We start from the raw sequence: 22,029 nt of genomic DNA, 5'->3' as shown, positions 1-22,029 counted from the left end.
CCGGGTCCGATGACGGGCGAGCGCGGGCCAGAGCGCCGGGCCCGATCGTCGGTGTGGCCCGTGATCCCATCGAGATCACCCGCACCCGTGGCTGGCCCGGGCGGGCGTCGGTGTCTTAGACTCGGCGAGTAACCTCGACGCCTCGCGAAGCTGCTCCAAGCTGCGCGAGCGCAGACAAGACCCCGACTCGAGCATGCTGCCTTCGCGAACCAAGCACGTCGCCCTGATCGTCGAAGACGATCCCACCCTCCTCGACCTCGTCACCGAGACCGTCGAGTCCCTGGGTCACGACGTGCACTCGGCCAGCTCCCAAGAGGACGCGCTTCACCTGCTCGAGGACACGCTCTTCGACTACGTGCTCCTCGACCTGTCGATCCCGCTCAAGGAGGGCCGCTTCCCGCGGCTGGAGATCGGCTTCAACCTGCTCGATCGCGTGGTCGCCCTGCCCGACGCGCGCCGCCCTGGGATCATCGTGATGACCGCCCACGGCGACGACCACGAGTTTTGCCGCCGGGCGCTGCTCGCCGGCGCCGACGACTTCATCAAGAAGCCCTTCGACAGCGGCAAGGAGTCGCCGGAGCAGGCGATCAAGGAGCTGCTCGCCAAGCGCCAGGAGGCGCGGGCGGCCGAGGTCAGCGGGGTGCGCTACGACGCCGGTGAGCTCGGCGGCGTGGCCAAGGACGCCGGGCCCGCGAGCCTCGACGCCGGCCCGCCCTCGATCCACCTGGTCGGCACCTACGACCGGCGGCGCTGCAACATCGAGATCAACGGCAAGGAGCTGCAGCTGTCCGAGCAGCGCTTTCGGCTGTTCGCCCGGCTGGCGATCTACGCCAAGCGCTCCCCCGGCCAGCACCTCTCGCTGCTCGACGTGCCCGAGATCCAAAGCGGCACACGCCAGGCGCTCAACCGCCTGCGCAAGGACCTCGAGTCGCAGGTGCCCGGGTTTTGGGATCGCTGGATCCGCAACGACGGCCACGGCAGCTACTGTCTGCAGGTCCCCAGCGACTCGATCACCTACGACGCCGACGCGATGGCGGCCCACGGCGAGCTCTTGGTCATGCTCGCCAAGTGAGCCGCGCGGCTGTGCCGGATCAGCCCAGGCTGCGCGCGCTTCGGTAGAGCCCCGAGAGGGCGCTCGACGAGTCGAAGGGGTGGGTCTGCCAGCGCGGCTCGTTGGCCAGGCCGCGACGGGTGACCCCGCGCAGGGCCAGGAAGTCGCGCAGGCGTAGGCGCGTGCCGGGGTCCATGGGCAAGAAGGCCATGCCCCACTGGGAGGAGCGGGCGTCGTAGTCGCGCGCGCGAACGAGGCGGGCGTCGACCTCGGTCCAGGCCGCGTCGGTCCGCCCGAGCTGGAAACGGATCCGGACGGGGTCCGCGGGCAGGTCACACTCGGGGGTGACCAGGCGCAGGCCGGTGCGCGAGAGGTCGAGGAGCTGACAGGGGGCGGTGCGCTCGCCAAAGTCGATGGTGCCGACGGCGTGCAGGCTAACGCGGGGAACTTGGCGTCGGTCGATGGACATGCGAGTGAACCCTTCACCTACAGAAAGGCACACAAATTTCCAAGTGCCAGCAATTAAATTTCGGGTGTCAAAATAACGGAGTTCGTGGAAGCGAGCATCGTTAGATTGACGCCAAAGTAGCGCTGAGACGGCAAATTCGGCCGCCATTCGCTGACGGCGCCTGCTCGTTCGCGCTCGCCGCTCGTGCTCGAAAACGTGGCAGCTTGGCTAGAGCGGCGATCAGTTTGGATTCACACCCTCAGGCACATCTGGGCGGCCCCGTGGTCTTTGTCGCTCGGCGCTCGCAGTGGGTCCACCACAGCTTCGGCCTCGCTCCTCGCCACGAGACCGCCCAGACGCACCTGAGAGCGCGCCTCCAAACTGATCGCCGCTCTAGCCAGCGAGTCGACTAGCCACGCGCTGAATGTTCACATCCAATTCAGGTGATGTGCGGCTCGGCCAGGGCGCCCTGGTTCAACCAGCGCGCCCTGGTTCAGCCAGCGCGCCCCGGTTCAGCCAGCACGATAGATCAGCAACAAGGACAGCAGCTCGAGCGCCACGATCCACGAGGTCGTGGTCATCACGCTGCGGACCATGGCGATGGTCACAGCCTCGGCCGAACGCTTGTCCTGCGAACCCTTGGCCACGGCGTCCCCGGCGATGCCGAGGGCGTAGAGCAGGGTCAGCCCAGCGGCGCGCTCGCGGAAGATCGCCCGCTGCGGCGGCGGATCCACCAGGTCCGCGGTCAGCAGCTCCCACGCCGGGCCCCAGCCGCCGAGCTCGGGCACGCGCAGCTCGAGGTAGGCCGCGCCGCCGGCGAGCATGCCCAGGGCGAAGAGCGCGGCGAGCACCAGGTAGGCGCCGACGAGGCCGATGAACGCGGGGACCCACAGGTAGCGCGGCGCCTCGATGCCCAGGGCGCGCAGGGCCGTGGTCTGCCGGGTCAAGGACATGCCCCCGAGCCAGGCGACGACGGCGTTGGCGGAGGTCGCCGCGAAGAGGATCCCCGAGAGCGCCGGGGCCAGGGCGATCACGTGCATCGAGCCGATCAGCGAGAACACGCGCTCGGGCAGCAGGGGCAGCTCTCCGCCGGCCACGGCGCGGTGGAGGATGTAGAGCAAGGTGAAGCCGATCAGCAGCGAGACCACGCCAAAGAAGGCGGCGGGGCGCAGCAGGGCCTGCTTGATCACCGGGCCGAGGACCTCGAAGAGATCCCGCGGCCGGGCGAGGGCGCGGCCGAGGTTGGCGAGCACCCGCGGGCCGACCTGGAGGCCGCCAAAGATCGTCTGGAGCCCGCGCCGGGCCGCGCCGGCGAGGGCGCTGGCCGAGCGGGCGAGGGCGGAGGGGCGGGGCTCGGCGCTCGGGGCCTCGTCGGCGGCCAGGCGGGCGGTCATCTGGTCCCCGATGCTCGCGGCGACGCGGCGACGCAGCGCCCGCGGGCGGCTGTCGGAGCGCAGCGCCGCGCGCTCCTCGGGGGAGGCGTCACCGGGCAGGGGCTCGAGTTCGACCAGCGCCTGCTCGCGCCGGTCCATGAACATGAAGCGGTCCGCGAAGCCGGCCGCGAACTCGAGCTCGTGGGTGATCACCAGGGCCGCGGCGCCGCGGCGGCGGATCTCCGCACGCAGCAGATCCGCAAGGCCCTCGACGCGCAGGGGATCCAGACCCACGGACGGCTCGTCCAGGAACAAGATCCGCCGCCCGCCCGCCAGCGTCCGCGCCACGGCCAGGCGCTGAGCCTCGCCCCCGGACAGGTGGCCGACGCCCCGCGGCTCGCCGCCGGCCCAGGCCCGGGGCAAGTCCACGCTCTCGAGCGCGTCTTGCAGCCCGCCGGCGTCGACGCGGCGCGGCGGGTAGGCGTTGCGCATGGCCAGCGCCAGGTTGCCCGCGACGTCGAGGTGATCGAAGAGCGCCCCGCGCTGCGGGACGATGCCCACGCCCGCGTGGCGCTCGAGGGCCTGGGCGTCGACGAGGAAGCCCGCGGCCTCGAGGCTCGCGCGGTCGTGCAGCGCCGTGACCAGGGTCGACTTGCCCGCGCCGCTGCCCCCGAGCAAGGCGACGATCTCGCCAGCGCGCAGCTCGAGGTCGGCGCCGCGCAGCAAGGGCGCGCCGTCAGGCCGGTCGATGTCCAGCCCGCAGGCGCGCAGCAGCACCGGCGGGCTGTCGTCGTCGATGCTGTGCTCGCTCAAGCTCGGGGGTCAGCTGGTTCAGCCGGTTCAGCCAGTTCGGCAGGTTCAGAAGGTCACGACCGAGCGGATCGACTCACCGGTGTGCATCAGGTGGAAGGCATGGTTGATCTCGTCCAGCGGCATGGTGTGGGTGATCATCGGGTCGATCTCGATCTTCCCGTCCATGTACCACTCGACGATCTTGGGCACGTCGGTGCGGCCCTTGGCGCCGCCGAAGGCCGAGCCCTTCCACACGCGGCCGGTGACCAGCTGGAAGGGGCGCGTGGCGATCTCCTCGCCGGCCCCGGCCACGCCGATGATCACCGAGGTGCCCCAGCCCTTGTGGCAGCACTCGAGGGCCTGACGCATGATCTCGACCCGGCCCACGCACTCGAAGGAGTAGTCCGCCCCGCCGTCGGTGAGGTTGACGATGTAGGGCACGAGCTCGCCCTCGACCTCCTTGGGGTTGACGAAGTGGGTCATGCCGAAGCGCTCGGCCATCTCGCGCTTGGCGGGGTTGATGTCGACGCCGATGATCATGTTGGCGCCGGCCATGCGCGCGCCCTGGATCACGTTGAGCCCGATGCCGCCGAGGCCGAATACCACCACGTTGTCCCCGGGCCGGACCTTGGCGGTGTTGATCACCGCGCCGATGCCCGTGGTCACGCCGCAGCCGATGTAACAGATCTTGTCGAAGGGGGCGTCCTCGCGGACCTTGGCCAGGGCGATCTCCGGGACCACGGTGTGGTTGGCGAAGGTCGAGGTGCCCATGTAGTGGAAGAGCTGCTCGCCGTCGATCGAGAACCGGCTGGTGCCGTCGGGCATCAGGCCCTTGCCCTGGGTCGAGCGGATCGCCTGGCAGAGGTTGGTCTTGCCCGAGGTGCAGAACTTGCACTGGCGACACTCGGGTGTGTAGAGCGGGATGACGTGGTCGCCGACCTTCAGCGACTTGACCCCGGGGCCGACCTCGACGACCACGCCCGCGCCCTCGTGGCCGAGGATCGCCGGGAACAGTCCCTCCGGATCCGCGCCCGAGAGCGTGTAGGCGTCCGTGTGGCAGATCCCCGTGGCCTTGATCTCGACGAGGACCTCTCCTTCGCGTGGTCCTCCGAGCTCGACCTCTTCGACGGTCAGGGGCTTGTTGGCGGCGTGGGCTACGGCAGCGCGGGTCTTCATGAGGCCGTTTTAGCAGCTCATCCGCGGCCGCGCTCCGCAGCACGACTTTGCACGCGTGGGTCGAGCCTTGCACGCCGAGCGAGCGCCTCAATTGCGCGTCGCCGAGCGCGGTGCAGCGCTCGGCGACTTCGGGGCACCCAGCATCGTGCTGGCGCTAGTCGAGATACTTGATCTCGGTGACGATGCCGTTCTCCACGGCGAGCTGCACCTCGCTGGACGTCCCGTCGCAGTCGAGGTTCTGGCGCACGTACTTGCCCTTCTTGGGCCCGCTCGTGCATCGGATGAAGGTCTGGTAGCTGACCGAGCGCCCGCGGGCCTCCGCGACGCGCTCGTCGGCCGGCAGACCCCAGGCCATGTGCGCCGCGAACTCCTTGAAGCCGACCTTGACCTCACCGGTGTCCGCCGCGTCGCGCTCCTCACCCGAGAGCTCGAGCCACTGCTGCCACAGCCCTAGCTTCTCCAGGTAGGTCTGACGCTCGGAGTCCTTGAGCTTGAGGTACTCCGCCTGGGTCTGGTCATCGTCGATGACGTAGTAGAAGTTGCGATCCGGACTCGACAAGCGATCCGGGTTACCTGCACAAGCGGTCATGAGCGTCAGCGCGAGGAGAGCGGCGCTGAGGCGGGGGAGGCGAGCCATGGCGAGGGATGATAGAAGAAGAAGACCCGGGGACAAGATCACTCCACGTAAGCCTGGGTAAACCGCTCTGCGCGCGGATCGCAACCGGCGCGCTTCCTTTGACTTTTGGGGTGTAACGTGGTAAACGTTACGACCCGCCGCAGTACGCCGTTTCGCGGCTGAGGAACCGACCACATGCCCGAGTTCCAAGTTGGCGACAAGACCGTCTACCCCGGCTACGGCGTCGCCGAAATCACGGGAATCGAGAACCGCGAGATCTCGGGATCCCAGCAGAAATTCTACGTTCTGCGGGTGCTAGGCAAGGATATGACCTTGATGGTGCCCATGAGCAACGCCGACTCCGTCGGCCTGCGTAACCTGGTGACCCCAGAAGAGGTCGATCAGGTCTACGAGGTCCTGCGCAAGCGCGGCGAGAAGATCTCCACGGCGACCTGGAACCGACGTCACCGCGAGTACATGGACAAGATCCGGACAGGTGATCTGAGCAAGATCGCCACCGTGCTCCGGGACCTGTGCTTGCTGCGCAGTGACAAGGACCTCTCCTATGGCGAGCGAAACATGCTCGAGATGGCGCGAGGTCTGCTCGTGCAGGAGCTGGCCCTCGCCAAGGAGATGGGTGAAGAGGCCATCGACAGCGAGATCGAGGCGATCTTCGCCTAGCGAGCCTCCCCGAGCCCCAGGCTCGCCTGGAAAACTGGAGACCCCACCAGCGATCGCTGTGTGGGGTCTTTGTGTGCCGTGCGAGGCCGGCGCCTCACCGGTCTTCGGCGGCACCCCAGTGGTCCTCATCAGGGCTGGCCCAAGACGGCTCCCAGGGCGCGGGTGAGGCTAACGATGTCAAGTTGCTCCCCGCTTCCCTCGCTTCCCTCGCGGGAGAGCTCACGAACGATCCCCCGGGCAGCCTGGCGCTCGAGCAGCGCCGGACTCCACAGCCAGTCGCCGTATCGGTCGAGCTGGCGCCGGGTCAAGGTGACGACGAGGGGGAGCTTGGTGCCGTGCTCGGCGAGGCGCGCGGCGGCCTGGTGAGCCTCGCTGGCGGGATCCGCCACGCCGACCATCGCGGCCGCGCCGGGCCAGGCCAGGAGCAACACGTGGAGCTCGACGAGGCTGCTCAGCGCCCAGGTCTGCACCTCGCTGGTGCCGGCCTCGAGATCCGCCAGGGTCGAGACCAGGGCGGCGGACCACCGGTGGCGGTCGAAGGCCTCGCCGAGCACGGCGCTCAGGCACAGGTCCTGGATCAGCAGCCACTGGATCGCCGACTGCTGCAAGAGGTCGTCGGTGTGTTGCAGCAGGCTCTGGCGCGCAGCCTCGCGGTAGTGGTCGCGAGCGCGACGCAGGCCGTCCACAGAGCGCGACCAGGCTCGTTCGCGGCGCGCGTTCGTGTCGGGATCGTCGGCGTTGGCGGCGAGCCCGGCCATGAAGTCGATCTGGGCCAGCCGCTTGCGCACGCTGCCGCGCAGACCTTCGGCCTCGATCTTCCACTCGCCCTCGCAGGGCAGCAGGTCGAGGGTCTCGCCCACGCGCACGCGCAGGTCCTCACCCTCGCCCTCGCCTGGATCCGCCCGCGACTCGAGCCGGTGATCGAGGCGCTCCATCAGCGCGTCGAGGCGCCGGCGCGCGGACTGGTAGCGGACCCGTCGCAGCTGATCCCCGATGTCCACTGGCAGCGCCGCGTAGACGACGAGGCTGGCCCAGTCGTGGGTCTGCGCGGCGTAGCTGGCGTAGAGGCGCCGGCGCAGATCATGAGTCACGCGGCGCGGATCTTCGCCCTGGGGCAGGCGCTGGTAGAGCTGCTCGACGAGCTCGATGGAGCCCTCGAAGGACAGGGGAAATTGCGAGGCGGTCACGAAGGGCAGCCCGGCGCAGTGCAGCGCGTGGGCCAAGCTCGCGCCGTTGTGCACGACCTCGGTGACGTTTCCGCTGTCGCAGGCGGCGACGGTGACGACCGCGGGCGCCTGTCCCGAGGCTCGCAGCGCCGCCGCGAGGCGCTCTCCGCTGACGACCTCGAGCTGGTCGAGGCCGGGGCCCGCGTGCAGGGCCAGGCCAAAGGGAGCCCCCGGCGCGCTGGGATCTTGGAGGCCGTGGGCGAGCACGTGCACGTAGCTGAAGTGCTCGGCCGCACAGGTCCGCTGGATCTCGTCGATGCTCGCGGCAGGGAGGATGCGCAGGTAGGGGCTCGCGGCCTCGAAGAGGGCCTCGGGCGTGTCCTCGTGGGCGCCCAGGTAGGGCTGGATCGCGCCCATCAAGGCCTGGAGATGGGCGTCGCGGGGGACCTCCATGCCCTCGGGCTGCGCCGCGATGAACAAGATCTTGGGCAGCGTCGGCCAGGAAAACGCGCCCGCCTCGATCCCCCGGACGCGGCGCGTGACTTCGACGTCGACGGCGGGCTGGATGACCAGGAACTGCTCGTCGGAGCCCGGGCCGCCGGGGAAGGTCCGGGTGAGCTCGAAGGGCAGCATCGCCAGCTCGCTGGCCGAGATCACCAGCTCGAGCTGGATCAGCGTGCCGGCTTGCGCGGCCGCGGCGGAGAGCACGTTCTTGAGCCCCTCGACCCTGGCGATCACCCCGGTGACCTCGCTGCCCAGGCGGACCAGCGAGGTCAGGCGATCTTGCTCGCCGACGCCGGTGTAGCGCAGCGCCTCGATGGCCACGGCGAAGTCGCGGTGCTCCCAGGGGACGCTGACCTCTTCGGCGCGGTGGTTGCCGCAGACGCCGAGGTAGCGGGTCAGCGGCGAGAGCAGCTGGTTGTGCGGCGGACCAAGGCGGAGCAGCTCGAGGGGGACAGTGCGGATGTCGTCGGTCATGGTTCGGGCGGCGGCTGGGCTGGGTTGGGTTGGCTGGCTGGGGCGGCTGGGTTGGGTTGGCTGGGTAGATCAGGCCCGCGGCAGGCGGGTGTCGGGCAAGGGCTCGAGCTCACCCCCAGGACGCGCGCGGTAGAGCAGCGCGTGGTCTGGGTGCACGCCGACCAGCGTCGCGGCATGCACGACCAAGCCACGCAGGTCCTCGCCTTCGCAGACGCCGGGCAGCCCGCCGAGATCTGCGAGCGTCGCCAGGTCAGGGTCCTCGAGGGCCGCGAGGCTGCCGGCGGTGGCCGCTCGCCACAGTCGCTCGCGGGCCGCGGGATCCCTCAGCGCCTCGACGCGCGGCCGCAGGGCGCGAGACCAGCCGCCGGGGTTGAAGTAGGCGCGGCCGGGTGCGCGGGCGCGAAGGCAGGCCCGCGGCCGACCGCCGTGGCCGGCGATCAGCACATCCACGGACGGACCGACGAGGCGGTCGAGGGCGGCGAGGCTCGGGTCGTCCCCGTCGAGCTCGAAGCCGCCGGCGGCCTCGACCCATCGGCTCAGGGCGCGCGCGAGGGCCTGCGGGCCGTCAACGGGCCGAGCCTGGTTTTGGCCGTGGCTCCGACGCTGGCGAGGCGAGCTCGCGCCGGCGCTGCGATCCCAGGCGCCGAGCATGCCCGCTCGCGCACGCGCGCGAGGGTCTCGGCCGCTGGCGATCGCGACCTTGGCCGACCACAACAGCGCGGCCGCGTCGTCGTTGGAGACGATGGGGTCGTCGCGCAGCGTGGGCGCGAGGTAGCGCTCGTGCAAGCTCGCGTCGCTGGGCTCGGACGCCGCGGCGCCCAGCAGCCGTGAGCCGCTCGCGTGGGCTCGAGCCGCGCTCGCGCTGCGCCGGAGGTCGAGGGCGCGCAGGGCCGCGAGCAGCGGGCCGGTGTCCTCGGGGTCCAAGGCGGCGAGCACCGGGGCGAGGGCGGGCGTCGCTGGGCCGAGCAGGGCCAAGAGCGGGTGCCGAGCCGCGCGGGCGTGGACCAGCGCGCGCAGCTCGAGGCCTGCGAGGGGCTCGGAGGCGAGCGCCGAGCTCCCGCGCGCCTCGGCGAGGTTGCGCGCGCGCAGCTGCTCGAAGTCCACGGCCGTGCCCGGCTCGGCCTCGTCGCCGCCGTGAGCGACCAGCACCCGGCGCTCGCCGACCCTCGCCGCGTAACCCCAGCCGCCAAAGGCGAGCTCGACTCGGCCCGCGTCTGCGGCGAGGGTCTTGCTCAGCCAGCGTCGCGTCGGCGCCGTGGCGAGCTCGCGATCATCGCTGCCGAGCACGAGCGCGAGGCGTCGCCCGGGCGTGCGCGCGAACTCGGCGAGGGCGGCAAACACCGGCGCGCACGCTGGCGTCGCGGCCACGCTGGCGAAGTCCTCCGGCCCGGCGCCCGGCGGGAGATCGAAGAGCTCGCCAGCGATCACCAGGGCGAGGCGAGGGGCCGCGCGCGCGCCCAGCTCGCGGATCATCGCCGCGAGCGCCTCGCCGGCGTCGAAGCGCCGACCGCCGAGGTGCAGCCCCGCGACCACGAAGAGCTCGTCGAAGGCCTCGGGCTCGGCCGCGAGTGTGGGCGGGTCGAGGTGATCAATCATCCGATCCGTTGTCGCGACTGGCCCGCGCATAGGTCAAGGATGGGCCGCCAGCCCGGGCGGTCGGGGCCCGAAGGGGGCGTTCGAGCCGAGCGTCACCATGGGCGTCACCGCGGCTCTCGGCCGAGAATGTCTCGCGATGTTTTTCTGATCCAAGGATCAAGTATGCAGATATGGAGAGCTTGATTTTTATTGTGCTCATTTGACCGCTGGCGGACCGCACGGGGCCGTCCGGGGGACGGTTCGATCCCGCACCAATCCGCTGATAGGGGGAGAATTTTGGGTTTTAGCCGGACGGTGACGAACGGTTCCCCGCCCGCTGTCACCGTTATCTTCGGTGATCCCATCGTGACAGTTGGGTCAATGACCGTCAGCGGGTCGAGGGCTCATATTGTCAATGGTTCGACGTCATGCTGTTGCCTTTACAAGAACCCCCGGTTCAAGTCGGCGCGCCCAAGGGCGAGCCGCGAGAGGGCTCGGACGAGCTCGCCACCGAGCGCCACCTGCAGGTGCAGTTCGTCAGCGGCTTCGAGGGCTGGAGCCTGATCACCATCGCCTGCGACCACCAGCCGATGTGGCTCGTGTCCGAGCTCGCGCGGGTGCTCGGTTTCGTCAACGAGCCGAACACCGAGGGCCGCCTCGAGGAGGGCAAGGCTGGCGTCGACATCGCCGTCGCCGGCTTGCTGACCTTGCTCGCGCAGCGCTGGCAAGACCGGGTCCCGAGCGGGGCCGTGGCCTTCATCGAAGGAGGCGAGCGCCGCGGGTTGCTCGAGAAGCTCGACCACGCCCAGGTCGTGCTCGGGCCGGAGCATCGTCGCAAGCCGCTGGTGCTGATCGGCATGGCGGCCATCGACGAGCTCGTCGCAACCTTGAACAGCGCCGTCGGTCGGCGCCTGCGGACGCACCTGCGCGAGCGGGTGACCCCTGAATTTCACGCCTGGGAGCGGGCCGCGAGGGCCTTCGAGCAGCCGATCTTGTCGCCGGACGCGGCGACCATCGCCGCCAACCGCCTGGAGTTCGAGCGTCGCTGCTTCGAGGCCGCCGTGCTCGAGCGGCTGCTCGATCGCCTCGAGCGCGACGCCCTCGTCGACAACGATCGCGTCGTCGCCCACCGCGTCGTCGCCAGCGACATCGCGCTCGGCGGTCACCTCGAAGATCACGAGGCGCTGCTCTCTCACGGCTGGTCGACGCCCACGCAGATCGCCCAGCGCTGGTCCGCGCTGACGGCCATGCGCGTCGGTCGGTTGATCGCCCACCTCGGCCTCAAGGGCAGCCGCGCCCACTCGCGGGCCGTGATCACCAAGGCCCGCGGCCACGAGCGCACGGTGGTCAGCTACGTCTACAGCCCCGCCGCGGTCGCCTTGATCGAGCGCGAGCTCAGCAGCCGCGGCTTTCGTCGCTGCGCCTGCGCCGAGCTCGAGGCTCGCGGCGACGCGCGCTGGGCCGCCTTTGGAGCACAGGAGCAATGAGTACGATGGCTAGTCAAGACAAGGTTCGAGTCCGCTTCTCCGTCGACGACGACGAGCAGGCCAACAAGATCTCCGCGCTGCTCGAGGCCCTCGGCTACGAGCCCGTTCGCGAGATCGATCATGGCTCCCCGCAGCTTCGCCTGCGCTGGGCCGTCACCCGCCTGGCGCAGCTCGCCCGGCTGACCGAGCGCGAGCGCGACATCCTCGGGCTCGTGCTCCACGGGAAGCTCAACGCGGAGATCGCCGCCGAGCTCGAGATCAGCAAGGCCACGGTCAAGTGGCACATGCACAACATCTTCACCAAGACCGGCGCGGGGACCCGCGAGGCGCTGCTGCGCGAGGCCCTGCAGCTCAGCCCCAGCCAGCCCCTGGGCGTGCGCACGGAGGACATCCAGGCCGAGCTCGCGGGCAGGGAGGCGGCCGGGTCCAAGGCGGGGCCCGAGGATCAGGAGGATCCCAAGCCCGAGGGTTGAGCTGAACTCGGCCGAGCTGGGCTCAGCGCTCGGACTTCAAGGTCACGTAGAGGAACTCGCGCTCGTCGCCGCGCAGGCGGATCTGCACCCGAACCAGGTACAGGCCGTCGTCGAGGCGACGCAGCTCGCTGCTGAGCCGACGCAGAGGTCGCGGGTTGGCGGCGACGTCGTAGTCGAGGCGCAGGACCTCGCCGCCGTCGCGGCCGGCGACCTCGCGGACCAAGAAACGCCCGAAGTGCAGGCCGGCGTAGGGCAGCAGCCAGGCGTTGGCTCCGAACTCGCCCTCGATGTCCTGGCCGCGCCACAGCGGGAGCTCGGCGACGACCTTGAAGAGCAGCGCGCGGGCCTCGCGGGGCAGCCAGTCCAGGCCGAAGATCGCGATCACGCGGCCGCGCTGGTGGCCGCAAAAGGCCGAGGCCGGGGGCGCCTGCAGGCCCGCGAAGAGCTCGTCGAGCTCGCGCATGCTCATGCGCGCGAGGGTCGAGGGGTCTTCGCTGTCGAGGGAGTGCGCGCGGGGGTCCGCCTGGAGCTGAGCCGTCGACATGTGCGCATCATACCTCGTGGGCGGGAGGCGCAGGCGCGGGCGCGCGCGGCGAATCGGGCGCTCCGGCCTCGATGCGTCTCGGGGGAGCTTGTAGAAGCAGCCTGCGTCCGTATCATCGCCGGGTGCGAGGCGTCCGCCAGCACGTCAACCCCCTGGGCGGGACCTATCTCGAGCCCAGGGCAGAGGCGATCACTCCCCCGAGCGCGGCATCCCGCGTCGAGGTCGAGCTCGGCTGCGCCGACGCCAAGTTCAGCTTCGAGCTCGCCGAGCGCGTGCCCGAGGCCTTCGTCGTCGGCCTCGAGATCCGCGAGCCCCTCGTCGAGCGCAACGCGATCCATGCCCGCGCCATGGGCCTCGACAACCTGCGCTTTGGCTACGTCAACATGAACGTCGACCTCGACCGGGTGTTCGAGCCCGGGAGCGTCGACTGCTTTCACCTGCTCTTCCCGGATCCATGGTTCAAGGCGCGGCACCGCAAGCGCCGGGTGGTCGAGCCCGGACTGCTCGCCGTGATCGCCGAGCAGCTGCGCCCTGGCGGCGAGCTGCACTTCGCCAGCGACGTCTACGAGCTCGCCCTCGAGGCCATGGCCGAGCTCGAGGAGCCGCGGGCGGCGAGCCTGGGCTTTCGCAACCTCGCGGGCGAGTGGTCCTTTTGGCGCGGCAACCCCTGGCCGGCGAGCAGCCGCCGCGAGGACACGACCCTCGCCCGTGGCCAGCGGGTCTGGCGGATGCGCTACGTGCTGGACGGGGCCGCGCGATGAGTCGCCGCGTCGAGGCCCTCGCGGCCGAGCCCTTCACCTTGGCGCTCAGCGCCGGCTTCTTTGGCTTCTACGCCCACACTGGCGTGCTCTTGGCCCTCGAGCAGGCCGGCCTGAAGCCGCGCCGAGTCGTCGGCGCCTCGGCCGGGGCGATCGCGGGGGGCATGTGGGCGGCGGGTCTCTCGGGCGCGCGCCTGGCCGAGATCCTCACGAGCCTGCGGCGCGAAGATTTTTGGGATCCAACCTGGCAGCGAAGCCGCCCCGAGCAAGCGCGAGATCCGGGCACGGCCTTTGGCCTGCTGCGCGGGCGCAAGTTCGATCGCTTGCTCGCCGACGCCCTCGCCGAGGTCGGCGTCGAGAACATCGAAGACTGCGCCGTGTCCTTCGCGGGCGTCACCCACGAGCTTCGTCGCCGACGCACGGTGGTCCACGAGCGCGGCCCGATCCGCCCGGTGATCCGCGCCAGCGCGGCCTTGCCTCTGATGTTCGGCCCGGTCCGCGTCGCGGGCACACTGCACGCCGACGGTGGCATCAGTGATCGCCCGGCCTTCTCGGCGCTCGCGGCCGACGAGCGCTGCCTCTACCACCACCTGCCGCATCGCTCGCGCTGGCCGAGGGTCTCGGGCTCGGAGGCGGACGACCGCCGCGAGAGCGTGCTGCGAATGGTGGTGGTCCACGACGAACTCCCGCGGGTCAACCCGATGGCGCTGGATCAGGGCCGCCGGGCGCTCGAGAGCGCACGCGAGCAGACCCTGCGCTGGCTCGACGGCCGCTCGGGGTGAGCTCTCTTTTCTCGGCCGGCAGCCACGCGCACGGACCAGCAGGGGCCCACGTGTCGAGAGGAGATCTGGCTGGTCTCTTGCGAGGACCTTCCTGGCCGGCAGACACGCGCACGGGCCAGCAGGGGCCCACGTGTCGAGAGGAGATCTGGCTGGTCTCTTGCGGGGACCTTCTTGGCCGGCAGACACGCGCACGGGCCAGCAGGGGACCCCATCCGCTCAGACAGGTCGCTGACTCCGGAGAGCTTGGTTCGAGCGGGGGGCCCACCTTTGCGAGGGGCGTCGCTTCGAAGGTGCAGATCGTACGCGAAACTCGCTGATGGGGTCCCCTGCTGTCCCTCTTGTGCGCGTCTTTGTCGGGGGGAATCTCCGCTCCAGAGAAGAGGAGGCCTGGATCTTGGAAGGAAGAGCGCATCTTGGAAGGAAGAGCGCATCTTGGAAGGAAGAGCGCATCTTGGAAGGAAGAGCGCGTCTTGGAAGGAAGAGCGCATCTTGGAAGGAAGAGCGCGTCTTGGAAGGAAGAGCGCGTCTTGGAAGGAAGAGCGCGTCATCACCCCTCCGGATCGGAGACACCGTCCCACTGCTCCGGGACCAGAGAGCTCTCCAACAAAAGACGCGCACAAAAGGGCCAGCAGGGGACCCTCAGGCCGAGTTTAGCGAACGTACCCAACCTTCGACGCGCATCTCCCCACCAAAGAAGCCAATCGCCCCACGCAGATCCGGCCGCAGTCAGCGATCTGTTTGAGGCCTGAGGGTCCCCTGCTGGCCCGTGCGCGTGCTCGCTACCGAGAGCATCCCAGCCCAAAGCCCGCACCCCTCCACCGGCAAGCAGCCGCCCCCCCAAGACCGGAGCAAGCAGCAGCCCCCCAAATAAAGAGAACCCGAGCACCGCACGAGCGATCGCGCAGCCTCGGGTCGAGAGGATCGAGCGAGAAGCTCAGCCCAGGGGGTCGCCGCCGCCCAGGGGATCGCCGCCGCCCTTGAGCTTGAGCGGCTTCTTCTTCTTCTCTTCCTTCTTCTTCTTCTTCCCGCCGCCGTCGTCATCATCGGCGGTGGGCGAGATCTGAGCCTCGCCACCTTGGGCCGCGTTGGGCTCCTCGGTGTCCTCCGGCACCTCGCCGGCCTTGATCACCTGCACCGGCCCCTGCTCGGGAGCAGGCGGCGGCTTGCTGTCCTGGATGTGCTTCCACGCAAAGAAGCCACCCACGCCCAGGCCGATGACCAGCACCGCCCCGAGAAAGACCCACTTGCCGCCGCCACCGGCCGGCTTGAGGTCGATGTCGTCGTGGTGCGCCTCGGGGGGCGGGCTCGAGAAGCTCGCCGGGCCGCCAAAGGGGTCGTCCGCGGGCGAGGCGATGGGCGCCGCCGCCGGGGCGGCCGCGGGCACAGCCAAGACAGCGGCCGCCGCTGGGGCTGCCGCCGCCGCGAAGTCCCCCGAGCCGGGGTGAGGCTTGGACAGATCGTCGTCCGCGATGGTCGAGCGCGGAGCGTCGTCATCGTCGTCCGCGTCTTCATCGTCGTCCGCGACGGCCTCGAGCTGGGCGTAGAGCGCCTTGATCTCGGTGTCGAGAGCGTCGAGGGCCGCCGTGTGCTGCTTGAGCACCGCGGGATCCGTCGCGCTTTCGATCGCTGCCTCGTGCTCGCCACGCTTCGCCTCGAGCTCTTCGAGCTTGGCGATCGAGGCCTCGATCCATTCGGGGGAACCGACTTCCATCGTGGGTGGGTCTCCTTGCATGCTCCAAACGGAGCTTCGCCGCCGGGAGCTTCGCCGCGGCGCCAGGGCGCAACATAGCAAATTCTGACCATCGGCCGCGAGCGGGCGCCGACCGCGGGGTTGGTGCGATCCCCGGGCGGGCGTTGACGACTCGTCTGAAACACAAAAGGCGCGAGGTGTGCACACCTCGCGCCCTTGCGCCCTCCGGTCAGGAGGCCCGGGAGCCGAGCCCGAGGGCTCGCGCCCGCGAGCTCAGCCGCGCTGCTTCTTGATGACCTGGCGGGCGAGGCCCTTGAGGGTCTCGAACACGCCGGTGCCGTCGATGGCGATGGCCTCGTAGGAGGGCACGCCCGTCGTGTTGAGGGCGCCGTCGAGCTCCTCGACGGTCACGACCTCGGGCATGTCGCGCTTGTTGTACTGGATGACGTAGGGCAGCTCGTCGAGGTTGAAGCCCTGCTCCTCGAGGTTGAAGCGCAGGTTCTCGAGGCTCTCGAGGTTGGCGTCCATGCGCGCCTCCTGAGAGTCGGCGACGAAGCAGACCCCGTCGACGCCGCGCAAGATCAGCTTGCGGCTCGCGTCGTAGAACACCTGACCGGGCACGGTGTAGAGGTGAAAGCGCGTTTTGAACCCGCGGATCTCACCGAGGTCGAGCGGCAGGAAGTCGAAAAAGAGCGTGCGCTCGGTCTCCGTGGCCAGCGAGACCATCTTGCCTTTGGCCTCGGGCTTGGACTTGGCGTAGATCCACTCGAGGTTGGTGGTCTTCCCGCACAAGCCGGGTCCGTAGTAGACCAGCTTGAAGTTGATCTCTCGTGCGCTGTAGTTGATGAACGACATGGTAGTTAACCGCTGCCCTTGCGAAGTTCAGTGAGGACTTGCCTTGCCAGGGCCTTGAGCGTGTCGAACACCCCCTCACCGGACACCGCGCACGCCTCGAATTCTGGGACCCGGCGGGGGTTGAGAACGTCGGACAGCTCGTCCACCGGGACGGCGCTCGGCAGGTCGCGCTTGTTGTACTGGAGGCAGTGAGGGAGAGCGTCGAGGTCGTAGCCGATCTCCTCGAGGCTCGCGCGGAGCGACTCGAGGTTCTCGGTGTTGGCCTCCATGCGCTCGAGCCGGGAGTCGGCGACGAAGGAGACCCCGTCGATGCCATCGAGGATCAGCCTGCGGGTGTCACGGAACACCGAGCCAGGCAGGGTGTAGAGGTGCAGGCGGGTCTTGAACCCGCGGATATCGCCGAGGCTCAGCGGGAGGAAGTCGAAGAACTGCGTGCGCTTGGTCTCGGTGGTGTGCGAGGTCACCTCGGAGGCCGGCGAGACCATCTCTCCCTCGAGCTCCGGAGGACGGGTCTCGGGAGGGCGGGTCTTGCTGTAGATGAACTGCAAGTTGCTCGTCTTGCCGCACAGCTCGGGGCCGCAATAGACGAGCTTGCAGTAGATCTCGCGCGCGCTGTAGTCGATGAAGGACATCCCCCGTCAGCTGAACAAGTTGTCGATGTCCTCGTCCGTGATCGCGTCGAAGATGTTCTGCTTTTGGGTGTCGTTGGCGCTCTTCTCGGCCAAGCGCGTGAACACGTCGGTCAGCGCCTCGCTGGCCTTCTTGACCCGAAGACGAACCAAGCCGTGGGTCGTGTTCTTGTCGAAGAGGACGACGAGGATGATCCGCCGATCCACGATGGTCATGTGGACGGAGATGTCCTTGCCTTCGTGGAACTGGCCAGTGAACTCCTCCTCCTCGATGAGCTTGGCGATACCACCGGTCGCGGCGACGTTGCCGGCGACCAGCGAGCTGAGCGAGGTGGTGTCGAGCTCGGCGTCGACACCAGAGGCTGCGATCATCTGGCCGTTCTTGTCGACGATCAGGATCGTGCGAGCGCGAGAATCCTGATGGAGCCGGTCGGCGATCTCTTTGATCTCGGCCAGCTCCTCATCGTACATCGAGAGCTGCGGGTTCAGCATGTTCAAGATGGAACTCCTGACCGAACTGCGCCCACTTGGGCCCGGGGCACTCCCCCGTCGAGCTGCCGGTCCACGCCGCGACGGGGGCCCACACACCGTGATTCCGTGCTTTCCCTATTGGCTCGCATGACATCGTAAGCGAAGCCCACGTGAGACGGGCTCCTCACCGGAAGCGAGTCGACTGGGAACGGGGGGAACACGGCGTGCTGGAGGTGGCCAAGTTAACAGACTCCGCCGAGCAAGTCCATGCACCATGCGCGCTGAGATCCGGATGGTTCTCAAAGGCGATCTCGCGCCCCTTCGTCCATGCTGGACCGCATGCGCGCGGCCGAGGTCCCGCCGGGGCGCGGTCTTCGGGCGCAGATCGGCGATAGATGCACGCGCTGCCGCGCCTCGCCGCGCGACGCTTTTTCCAAAACGAGTTCGCCGGATGCCTTGACTTTTGGGCCAGAGACGGGTGCCTGGCGCTGGGCACCTGGGGCCATGCTGGACGAACTCGAGGCACGCTCTCGGCGCAATGGCGCGGCCTCGCCCCAGCCGAGATCTAGATCGCGCGGCGGTCTTCGAGCGCGCGGTGCAGCGTGGTCATGTCGGCGTACTCGAGCTCGCCGCCCACGGCGACGCCGGAGGCGATGCGGGTCACGGACAGACCGAGGGGCTCGAGCAGCTTGGCGAGGTACAAGGCGGTGGCGTCGCCTTCGACGTTGGGGCTGGTCGCGACGATGATCTCGCGGACCGGGCTGGGCTTGGCGCCCTCGCCCGTGCGCAGGCGGGCGAGCAGCGAGTCGATCTCGAGCTCGTTGGGCCCGACCCCGGCGAGGGGATCGAGCACACCGTGGAGCACGTGGTAGCGCCCGCGGAACACCCCCGCGCGCTCGAAGGCCATGCGGTCCTGGGGCTGGGCGACCACGCAGATGACGCTGGGATCTCGGCGGGGATCTCGGCAGATCTCGCAGACCTCTGCGGCGGCGAGATCTCGGCAGATCGAGCACGGCTGCATGCGCGAGGCGGCGCTCTCGATCGTCTCGGCCAGGGCGTGGGCGTAGGCCTCGTTGCTGCGCACGATGGCCAAGGCCAGGCGCAGCGCCGACTTCTCACCGATGCCCGGCAGGCGCGCGAGCAGCTGCGTCAGCCGGCGCAGCGGGTCGCCGGAGGCGCCGGAGCCCTCGCTCACAGGTTGGGCACGCCGCCCGGGAAGAGCCCCGGCGGGAGCATGGACCCGAGGCCCTCCTGGGCCAGGGCCTTGGACTTCTCGATCGCGTTGTTGGTGGCCGCGACGATCAGGTCTTGGAGCATCTCGCGGTCCTCGGACATCGCGGCCTCGTCGATCTCGATCGCCGTGACTTGCTGGGCGCCGGTCATCTTGACCTTGACCATGCCGCCGCCGGCGGAGCCCTCGACGGACTGCTCGGCGAGGCCCTTTTGCAGATACTCCATCTGCTCACGCATCTGCTGGGCCTGCTGCATGAGCTGGGACAGGTCGAAGTCGGCCATGATGGGGCGACTATAGGTCGCGCGGGGCGTCGCCGCCAGCGTTGGGCAGGCCGCGCTGGCCGACCGGGGGGAGGCTGGGGCCCTGGAGGGGCACGATCTCTTGCACGGCGCCGTCGAAGTCGTGCAGCAGCGCCTGGATGCGTGGGTGGCTGCGGGCGTCGTGCTCGACCTGCGCGACGTGCCGCCGCCGGCGCTCGGCGTCGACGAGCTCGAGGCTGGGCAGCTCGGGCAGCGCGGGCGCGGCGTCGATGATCTCGAGGTGCATGGCCTCGCCGAAGTACACCGAGGTCAGGTGCTCGAAGGCCGCGTCGAGCTCCGGGTTCTCGCGCAGCTGGTTGCAAGAAAAGTTGCCCGTCGCGCCGGCGAGCTCGATCCGACCGGGGCGCAGGGCGACCAGGCCGAGGCGCGAGAGCACGGCGTGCAGCATCGTGTCTTCGTGGCGGATGCGATCGAGGAAGGTCTCCCAGGCGTCCCAGGGGGCGAGCTCGGTCCAGGAGATCGCCTCGCGCGGCGCACAGCGAGAGCTGGGACAGCCGGCCTCTGGATCTTCATTTTTGGTCGGCGCGAGCTCGCTGTTGGTCAGCTCGAAGCCGTTGGGCCCGGGCTGGCCGTTTGGGCCGGGCTGGCCGTTGGACCCCGGCTGGTTGGCCCAGGGTTGAGCGTCGGGCCCGGGCTGGTTGCGCCAAGCTTGGCCGTTGGGCCCCGGTTGGTCGTGCTGAGTCTGCGCGTTGGATCCCGGGTGTTCGTTGGGCTCGGGCTGGCTGCGCCAAGCCTGGCCGTTGGGGCCCGGGTGTCCGTTGGGCCCCCGTTGACCCTTGGGCCCGGGCTGGTTGCGCCAAGCTTGGCCGTTGGGGCCCGGGTGTCCGTTGGGCCCGGGCTGGCTGGGCTCGGGCTGGTTGGCCCAGGGCCGCTCCTGGCCGTTGAAGGCTGGCTGGCTGTGCTGAGCCTGCGCGTTGGGTCCCGGGTGTCCGTTGGGCCCGGGCTGGTTGGCCCAGGGCTGAGCGCGATCGCCCGGGCCCGGATGGTCGTGCCGAGCCTGAGCGTTCGGGCCGGGCTGACCATGCTGAGCCTGGTCGTTGGGCGCCAGCAGATCGGCCCAAGGTCGAGCGCCGTCGGGGCCACCTCCGGGCTGGCCGTTGGGCCGAGGCTCGGGCCGCGCAGCCTGGCGAGGAGGCGTCTGGCGTGCGGGCGGGGTGGTGCGCGGGGTCGGTGGCGGGCTGTCGGGGAGCAGCCCCGCGTCACGGGCGAGCTGCTCGAGCATCTCGAGGTGTGCGTCGGCGGCGGGCGCAGCCGAGCGTGGCGCGGCGGCCGGCTGGGCGGGCGCGGCCTCGGGGCTCGGCTCGGGACGCGGCGCGCCGTGCTCGAGATTCGCTCGCTGCGGGGGCGCGTGGTGATTGGGCTGAGCGCTCGGCCCCTGCTGTGCGCGCGCCTCGATCGCCGGGCCGGCCTGCGCAGGCTCGGGTCGCGCACCGTGGGCCTGGCCCTGCGCCCGAGGACGGGCGTCTGGCTGCGCTTGGGACCGGGCGTCGTGTTGGGGCCGGGCGTCGTGTTGGGGCCGAGCGTCGTGCTGCGGCTGTGCGTGCCGGGGCGCGGGCGAACCCTGCTCTGGCGCGACGAAGCCCCGCGGTCCCGGGCCACGATCGCCGCGCGGTCCACCGCCGCCGCGAGAGGGCGCGCCGCGACCTCGCCCGCCGCCGCCCTGACCCGAGCCGTGGCCGCCGCCCTGACCCGAGCCCCGCCCGCCGCCCTGACCCGAGCCCCGCCCGCCGCCCTGACCCGAGCCCCACCCGCCGCGACCCTTGCCCAGCGCGTCGAGGCGCTCGACCAGATCGCCGAGCGGCAGCATGGGCTCGACGCTGACCAGCTCGAGCAGGCCCATCTCGATCACCAGCCGAGGCACGCGGCTGTTCTCGAGGCTCTCGACCACCCTGGAGAAGCGGTCGAAGTACTGGGCGATCTGCGAGGCCTCGACGCCGCCGGCCTGCTCGACGAGCTGCTCGTAGAGGTCGTCGCTCATGTCGAGGAGCGCGTCGCGGCTGTGGGTCAGCTTGACCACCGAGAGGTCGCGCAGGTGCTGGAGCACCGCGATCGCCAGCTGCATGAGGTCGTTGCCGCCGCCGGTCAGCGCCTCGAAGCGGGCGAGGACGTCGCCCGCGTCGCGCTGGAGCACCGCCCCGACGAGCTCGGCGATGGCGTAGCGGCTGGCCTGGCCGAGGACCGTGCGGACCTCCTCGGCGGAGATCGCCTTGGGGTCCTGGGCGAAGGCGATGACCTTGTCGAGCAAGGTCAGCGAGTCGCGGACCGAGCCGTCGCCGCAGCGGGCGATCACGTAGAGCCCCTCCTTGTCGACGGCGAAGCCCTCCTTGGTGAGGACCTCCTCCAGGTAGGGGATCAGCGTGGCGGCCCGGACCCGGCGGTAGTCGAGGCGCGAGACCCGAGAGAGGATCGTGGGCAGGACCTTGTGCGGGTCCGTGGTCGCGAACAAGAAGGTGACGTGCGGCGGGGGCTCTTCGAGGGTCTTGAGCAGCGCGTTGAAGGCGTGCGAGCTCAACATGTGGACCTCGTCGATGATGTAGATCTTGCGCCGCGCCGACTGGGGCAGGTAGTTGACCTGCTCGCGCAGCGAGCGGATGTCATCGACGGAGTTGTTGCTCGCGCCGTCGATCTCGATCACGTCGACGGAGCGGCCCTCGTTGACCGCGACACACTGTGTGCACTGGTTGCAGGGCTCGGGCGTGGGGCCCTGCTCGCAGACCAGGCACTTGGCGAGGATCCGCGCGGCGGTCGTCTTGCCCAGGCCGCGGACGCCGCAAAACAGGTAGGCGTGGTGGACCCGGTCCGCCTTGATGGCGTTCTCGAGCGTGCGCGTGACGTGCTCCTCGCCGATCATGTCGGCGAAGCGCTGAGGTCGGTATTTGCGCGCGAGGGCGAGGTAAGCCACGGGCCCCCGATATAGCACGGGCGGCTGC

At 69.9% G+C, this 22,029-nt stretch carries 20 protein-coding genes; 6 read left to right on the top strand and 14 right to left on the bottom strand.

Going from position 1 to position 22,029, the window contains the following annotated elements:
* Window positions 1-193: 193 nt before the first annotated feature.
* Window positions 194-1,072, top strand: a complete 879-nt coding sequence (locus G6O69_RS09665; RefSeq protein ID WP_172303228.1) for a response regulator — start codon at window positions 194-196, stop codon at window positions 1,070-1,072.
* A 19-nt stretch (window positions 1,073-1,091) separates the two neighbouring features.
* On the opposite strand, the gene G6O69_RS09660 is transcribed toward G6O69_RS09665, so the two are convergent.
* The 4 genes from G6O69_RS09660 to G6O69_RS09645 all read right to left on the bottom strand — a co-directional run bounded on the left by G6O69_RS09660 (window position 1,092) and on the right by G6O69_RS09645 (window position 5,477).
* On the bottom strand, window positions 1,092-1,520 hold the full coding sequence (locus tag G6O69_RS09660; RefSeq protein ID WP_172303227.1) for a PilZ domain-containing protein: 429 nt from the start codon (window positions 1,518-1,520) through the stop codon (window positions 1,092-1,094).
* A gap of 491 nt (window positions 1,521-2,011) precedes the next feature.
* Window positions 2,012-3,685: an ATP-binding cassette domain-containing protein gene (locus G6O69_RS09655; RefSeq protein WP_172303226.1), complete on the bottom strand. Its 1,674-nt coding sequence runs from the start codon at window positions 3,683-3,685 to the stop codon at window positions 2,012-2,014.
* 45 nt (window positions 3,686-3,730) lie between these two features.
* On the bottom strand, window positions 3,731-4,840 hold the full coding sequence (locus tag G6O69_RS09650) for an S-(hydroxymethyl)glutathione dehydrogenase/class III alcohol dehydrogenase (protein WP_172303225.1): 1,110 nt from the start codon (window positions 4,838-4,840) through the stop codon (window positions 3,731-3,733).
* 154 nt (window positions 4,841-4,994) lie between these two features.
* Window positions 4,995-5,477, bottom strand: a complete 483-nt coding sequence (locus G6O69_RS09645) for a hypothetical protein (RefSeq protein ID WP_172303224.1) — start codon at window positions 5,475-5,477, stop codon at window positions 4,995-4,997.
* 174 nt (window positions 5,478-5,651) lie between these two features.
* Between G6O69_RS09645 and G6O69_RS09640 the strand changes: the two genes are divergently transcribed.
* The gene (locus tag G6O69_RS09640; RefSeq protein WP_172303223.1) at window positions 5,652-6,137 is read left to right on the top strand and encodes a CarD family transcriptional regulator; all 486 of its coding nucleotides are present in this window, start codon (window positions 5,652-5,654) and stop codon (window positions 6,135-6,137) included.
* Window positions 6,138-6,265: 128 nt separating this feature from the next.
* On the opposite strand, the gene G6O69_RS09635 is transcribed toward G6O69_RS09640, so the two are convergent.
* On the bottom strand, window positions 6,266-8,281 hold the full coding sequence (locus G6O69_RS09635; protein WP_172303222.1) for a CHAT domain-containing protein: 2,016 nt from the start codon (window positions 8,279-8,281) through the stop codon (window positions 6,266-6,268).
* A gap of 69 nt (window positions 8,282-8,350) precedes the next feature.
* A complete protein-coding gene (locus G6O69_RS09630; RefSeq protein ID WP_176396740.1) occupies window positions 8,351-9,907 on the bottom strand; it encodes a hypothetical protein in 1,557 nt (518 codons plus the stop codon).
* 377 nt (window positions 9,908-10,284) lie between these two features.
* Here G6O69_RS09630 and G6O69_RS09625 point away from each other — a divergent pair, with 377 nt between their 5' ends.
* Entirely contained in the window at window positions 10,285-11,343 is a 1,059-nt protein-coding gene (locus G6O69_RS09625) for a hypothetical protein (protein WP_172303220.1), read from the top strand.
* 5 nt (window positions 11,344-11,348) lie between these two features.
* Window positions 11,349-11,816: a helix-turn-helix transcriptional regulator gene (locus tag G6O69_RS09620; RefSeq protein ID WP_255215750.1), complete on the top strand. Its 468-nt coding sequence runs from the start codon at window positions 11,349-11,351 to the stop codon at window positions 11,814-11,816.
* A gap of 22 nt (window positions 11,817-11,838) precedes the next feature.
* On the opposite strand, the gene G6O69_RS09615 is transcribed toward G6O69_RS09620, so the two are convergent.
* Window positions 11,839-12,360 (bottom strand): hypothetical protein, encoded by a 522-nt coding sequence (locus tag G6O69_RS09615; protein ID WP_172303219.1) that lies wholly within the window; start codon window positions 12,358-12,360, stop codon window positions 11,839-11,841.
* Window positions 12,361-12,482: 122 nt separating this feature from the next.
* On the opposite strand from G6O69_RS09615, the gene G6O69_RS09610 reads away from it, so the two are divergent.
* Both G6O69_RS09610 and G6O69_RS09605 read left to right on the top strand, forming a co-directional pair.
* Complete coding sequence (locus G6O69_RS09610; protein ID WP_172303218.1) at window positions 12,483-13,121, top strand: methyltransferase domain-containing protein; 639 nt, start codon at window positions 12,483-12,485, stop codon at window positions 13,119-13,121.
* A complete protein-coding gene (locus tag G6O69_RS09605; RefSeq protein WP_172303217.1) occupies window positions 13,118-13,900 on the top strand; it encodes a patatin-like phospholipase family protein in 783 nt (260 codons plus the stop codon). The genes G6O69_RS09610 and G6O69_RS09605 overlap by 4 nt, the downstream gene beginning before the upstream one ends.
* 934 nt (window positions 13,901-14,834) lie before the next feature.
* Here the strand turns inward: G6O69_RS09605 and G6O69_RS09600 are convergent.
* The 7 genes from G6O69_RS09600 to dnaX form a co-directional block, all read right to left on the bottom strand.
* Entirely contained in the window at window positions 14,835-15,611 is a 777-nt protein-coding gene (locus G6O69_RS09600) for a hypothetical protein (RefSeq protein WP_172303216.1), read from the bottom strand.
* 252 nt (window positions 15,612-15,863) lie between these two features.
* On the bottom strand, window positions 15,864-16,445 hold the full coding sequence (locus tag G6O69_RS09595; protein ID WP_172303215.1) for an ADP-ribosylation factor-like protein: 582 nt from the start codon (window positions 16,443-16,445) through the stop codon (window positions 15,864-15,866).
* Between the two features lie 5 nt (window positions 16,446-16,450).
* Window positions 16,451-17,077, bottom strand: a complete 627-nt coding sequence (locus G6O69_RS09590; protein ID WP_172303214.1) for a GTPase domain-containing protein — start codon at window positions 17,075-17,077, stop codon at window positions 16,451-16,453.
* Window positions 17,078-17,083: 6 nt separating this feature from the next.
* The gene (locus tag G6O69_RS09585) at window positions 17,084-17,566 is read right to left on the bottom strand and encodes a roadblock/LC7 domain-containing protein (RefSeq protein WP_172308187.1); all 483 of its coding nucleotides are present in this window, start codon (window positions 17,564-17,566) and stop codon (window positions 17,084-17,086) included.
* A gap of 544 nt (window positions 17,567-18,110) precedes the next feature.
* On the bottom strand, window positions 18,111-18,740 hold the full coding sequence (gene recR, locus G6O69_RS09580; RefSeq protein ID WP_346017024.1) for a recombination mediator RecR: 630 nt from the start codon (window positions 18,738-18,740) through the stop codon (window positions 18,111-18,113).
* On the bottom strand, window positions 18,737-19,060 hold the full coding sequence (locus tag G6O69_RS09575) for a YbaB/EbfC family nucleoid-associated protein (RefSeq protein ID WP_172303213.1): 324 nt from the start codon (window positions 19,058-19,060) through the stop codon (window positions 18,737-18,739). Before G6O69_RS09575 ends, recR begins: the two co-directional genes overlap by 4 nt.
* A gap of 10 nt (window positions 19,061-19,070) precedes the next feature.
* Complete coding sequence (gene dnaX / locus G6O69_RS09570; protein WP_172303212.1) at window positions 19,071-22,001, bottom strand: DNA polymerase III subunit gamma/tau; 2,931 nt, start codon at window positions 21,999-22,001, stop codon at window positions 19,071-19,073.
* Window positions 22,002-22,029 lie beyond the last annotated feature (28 nt).

The organism is Pseudenhygromyxa sp. WMMC2535 (assembly GCF_011083025.2).
This window is presented reverse-complemented; position numbering and strand designations above follow the sequence as displayed.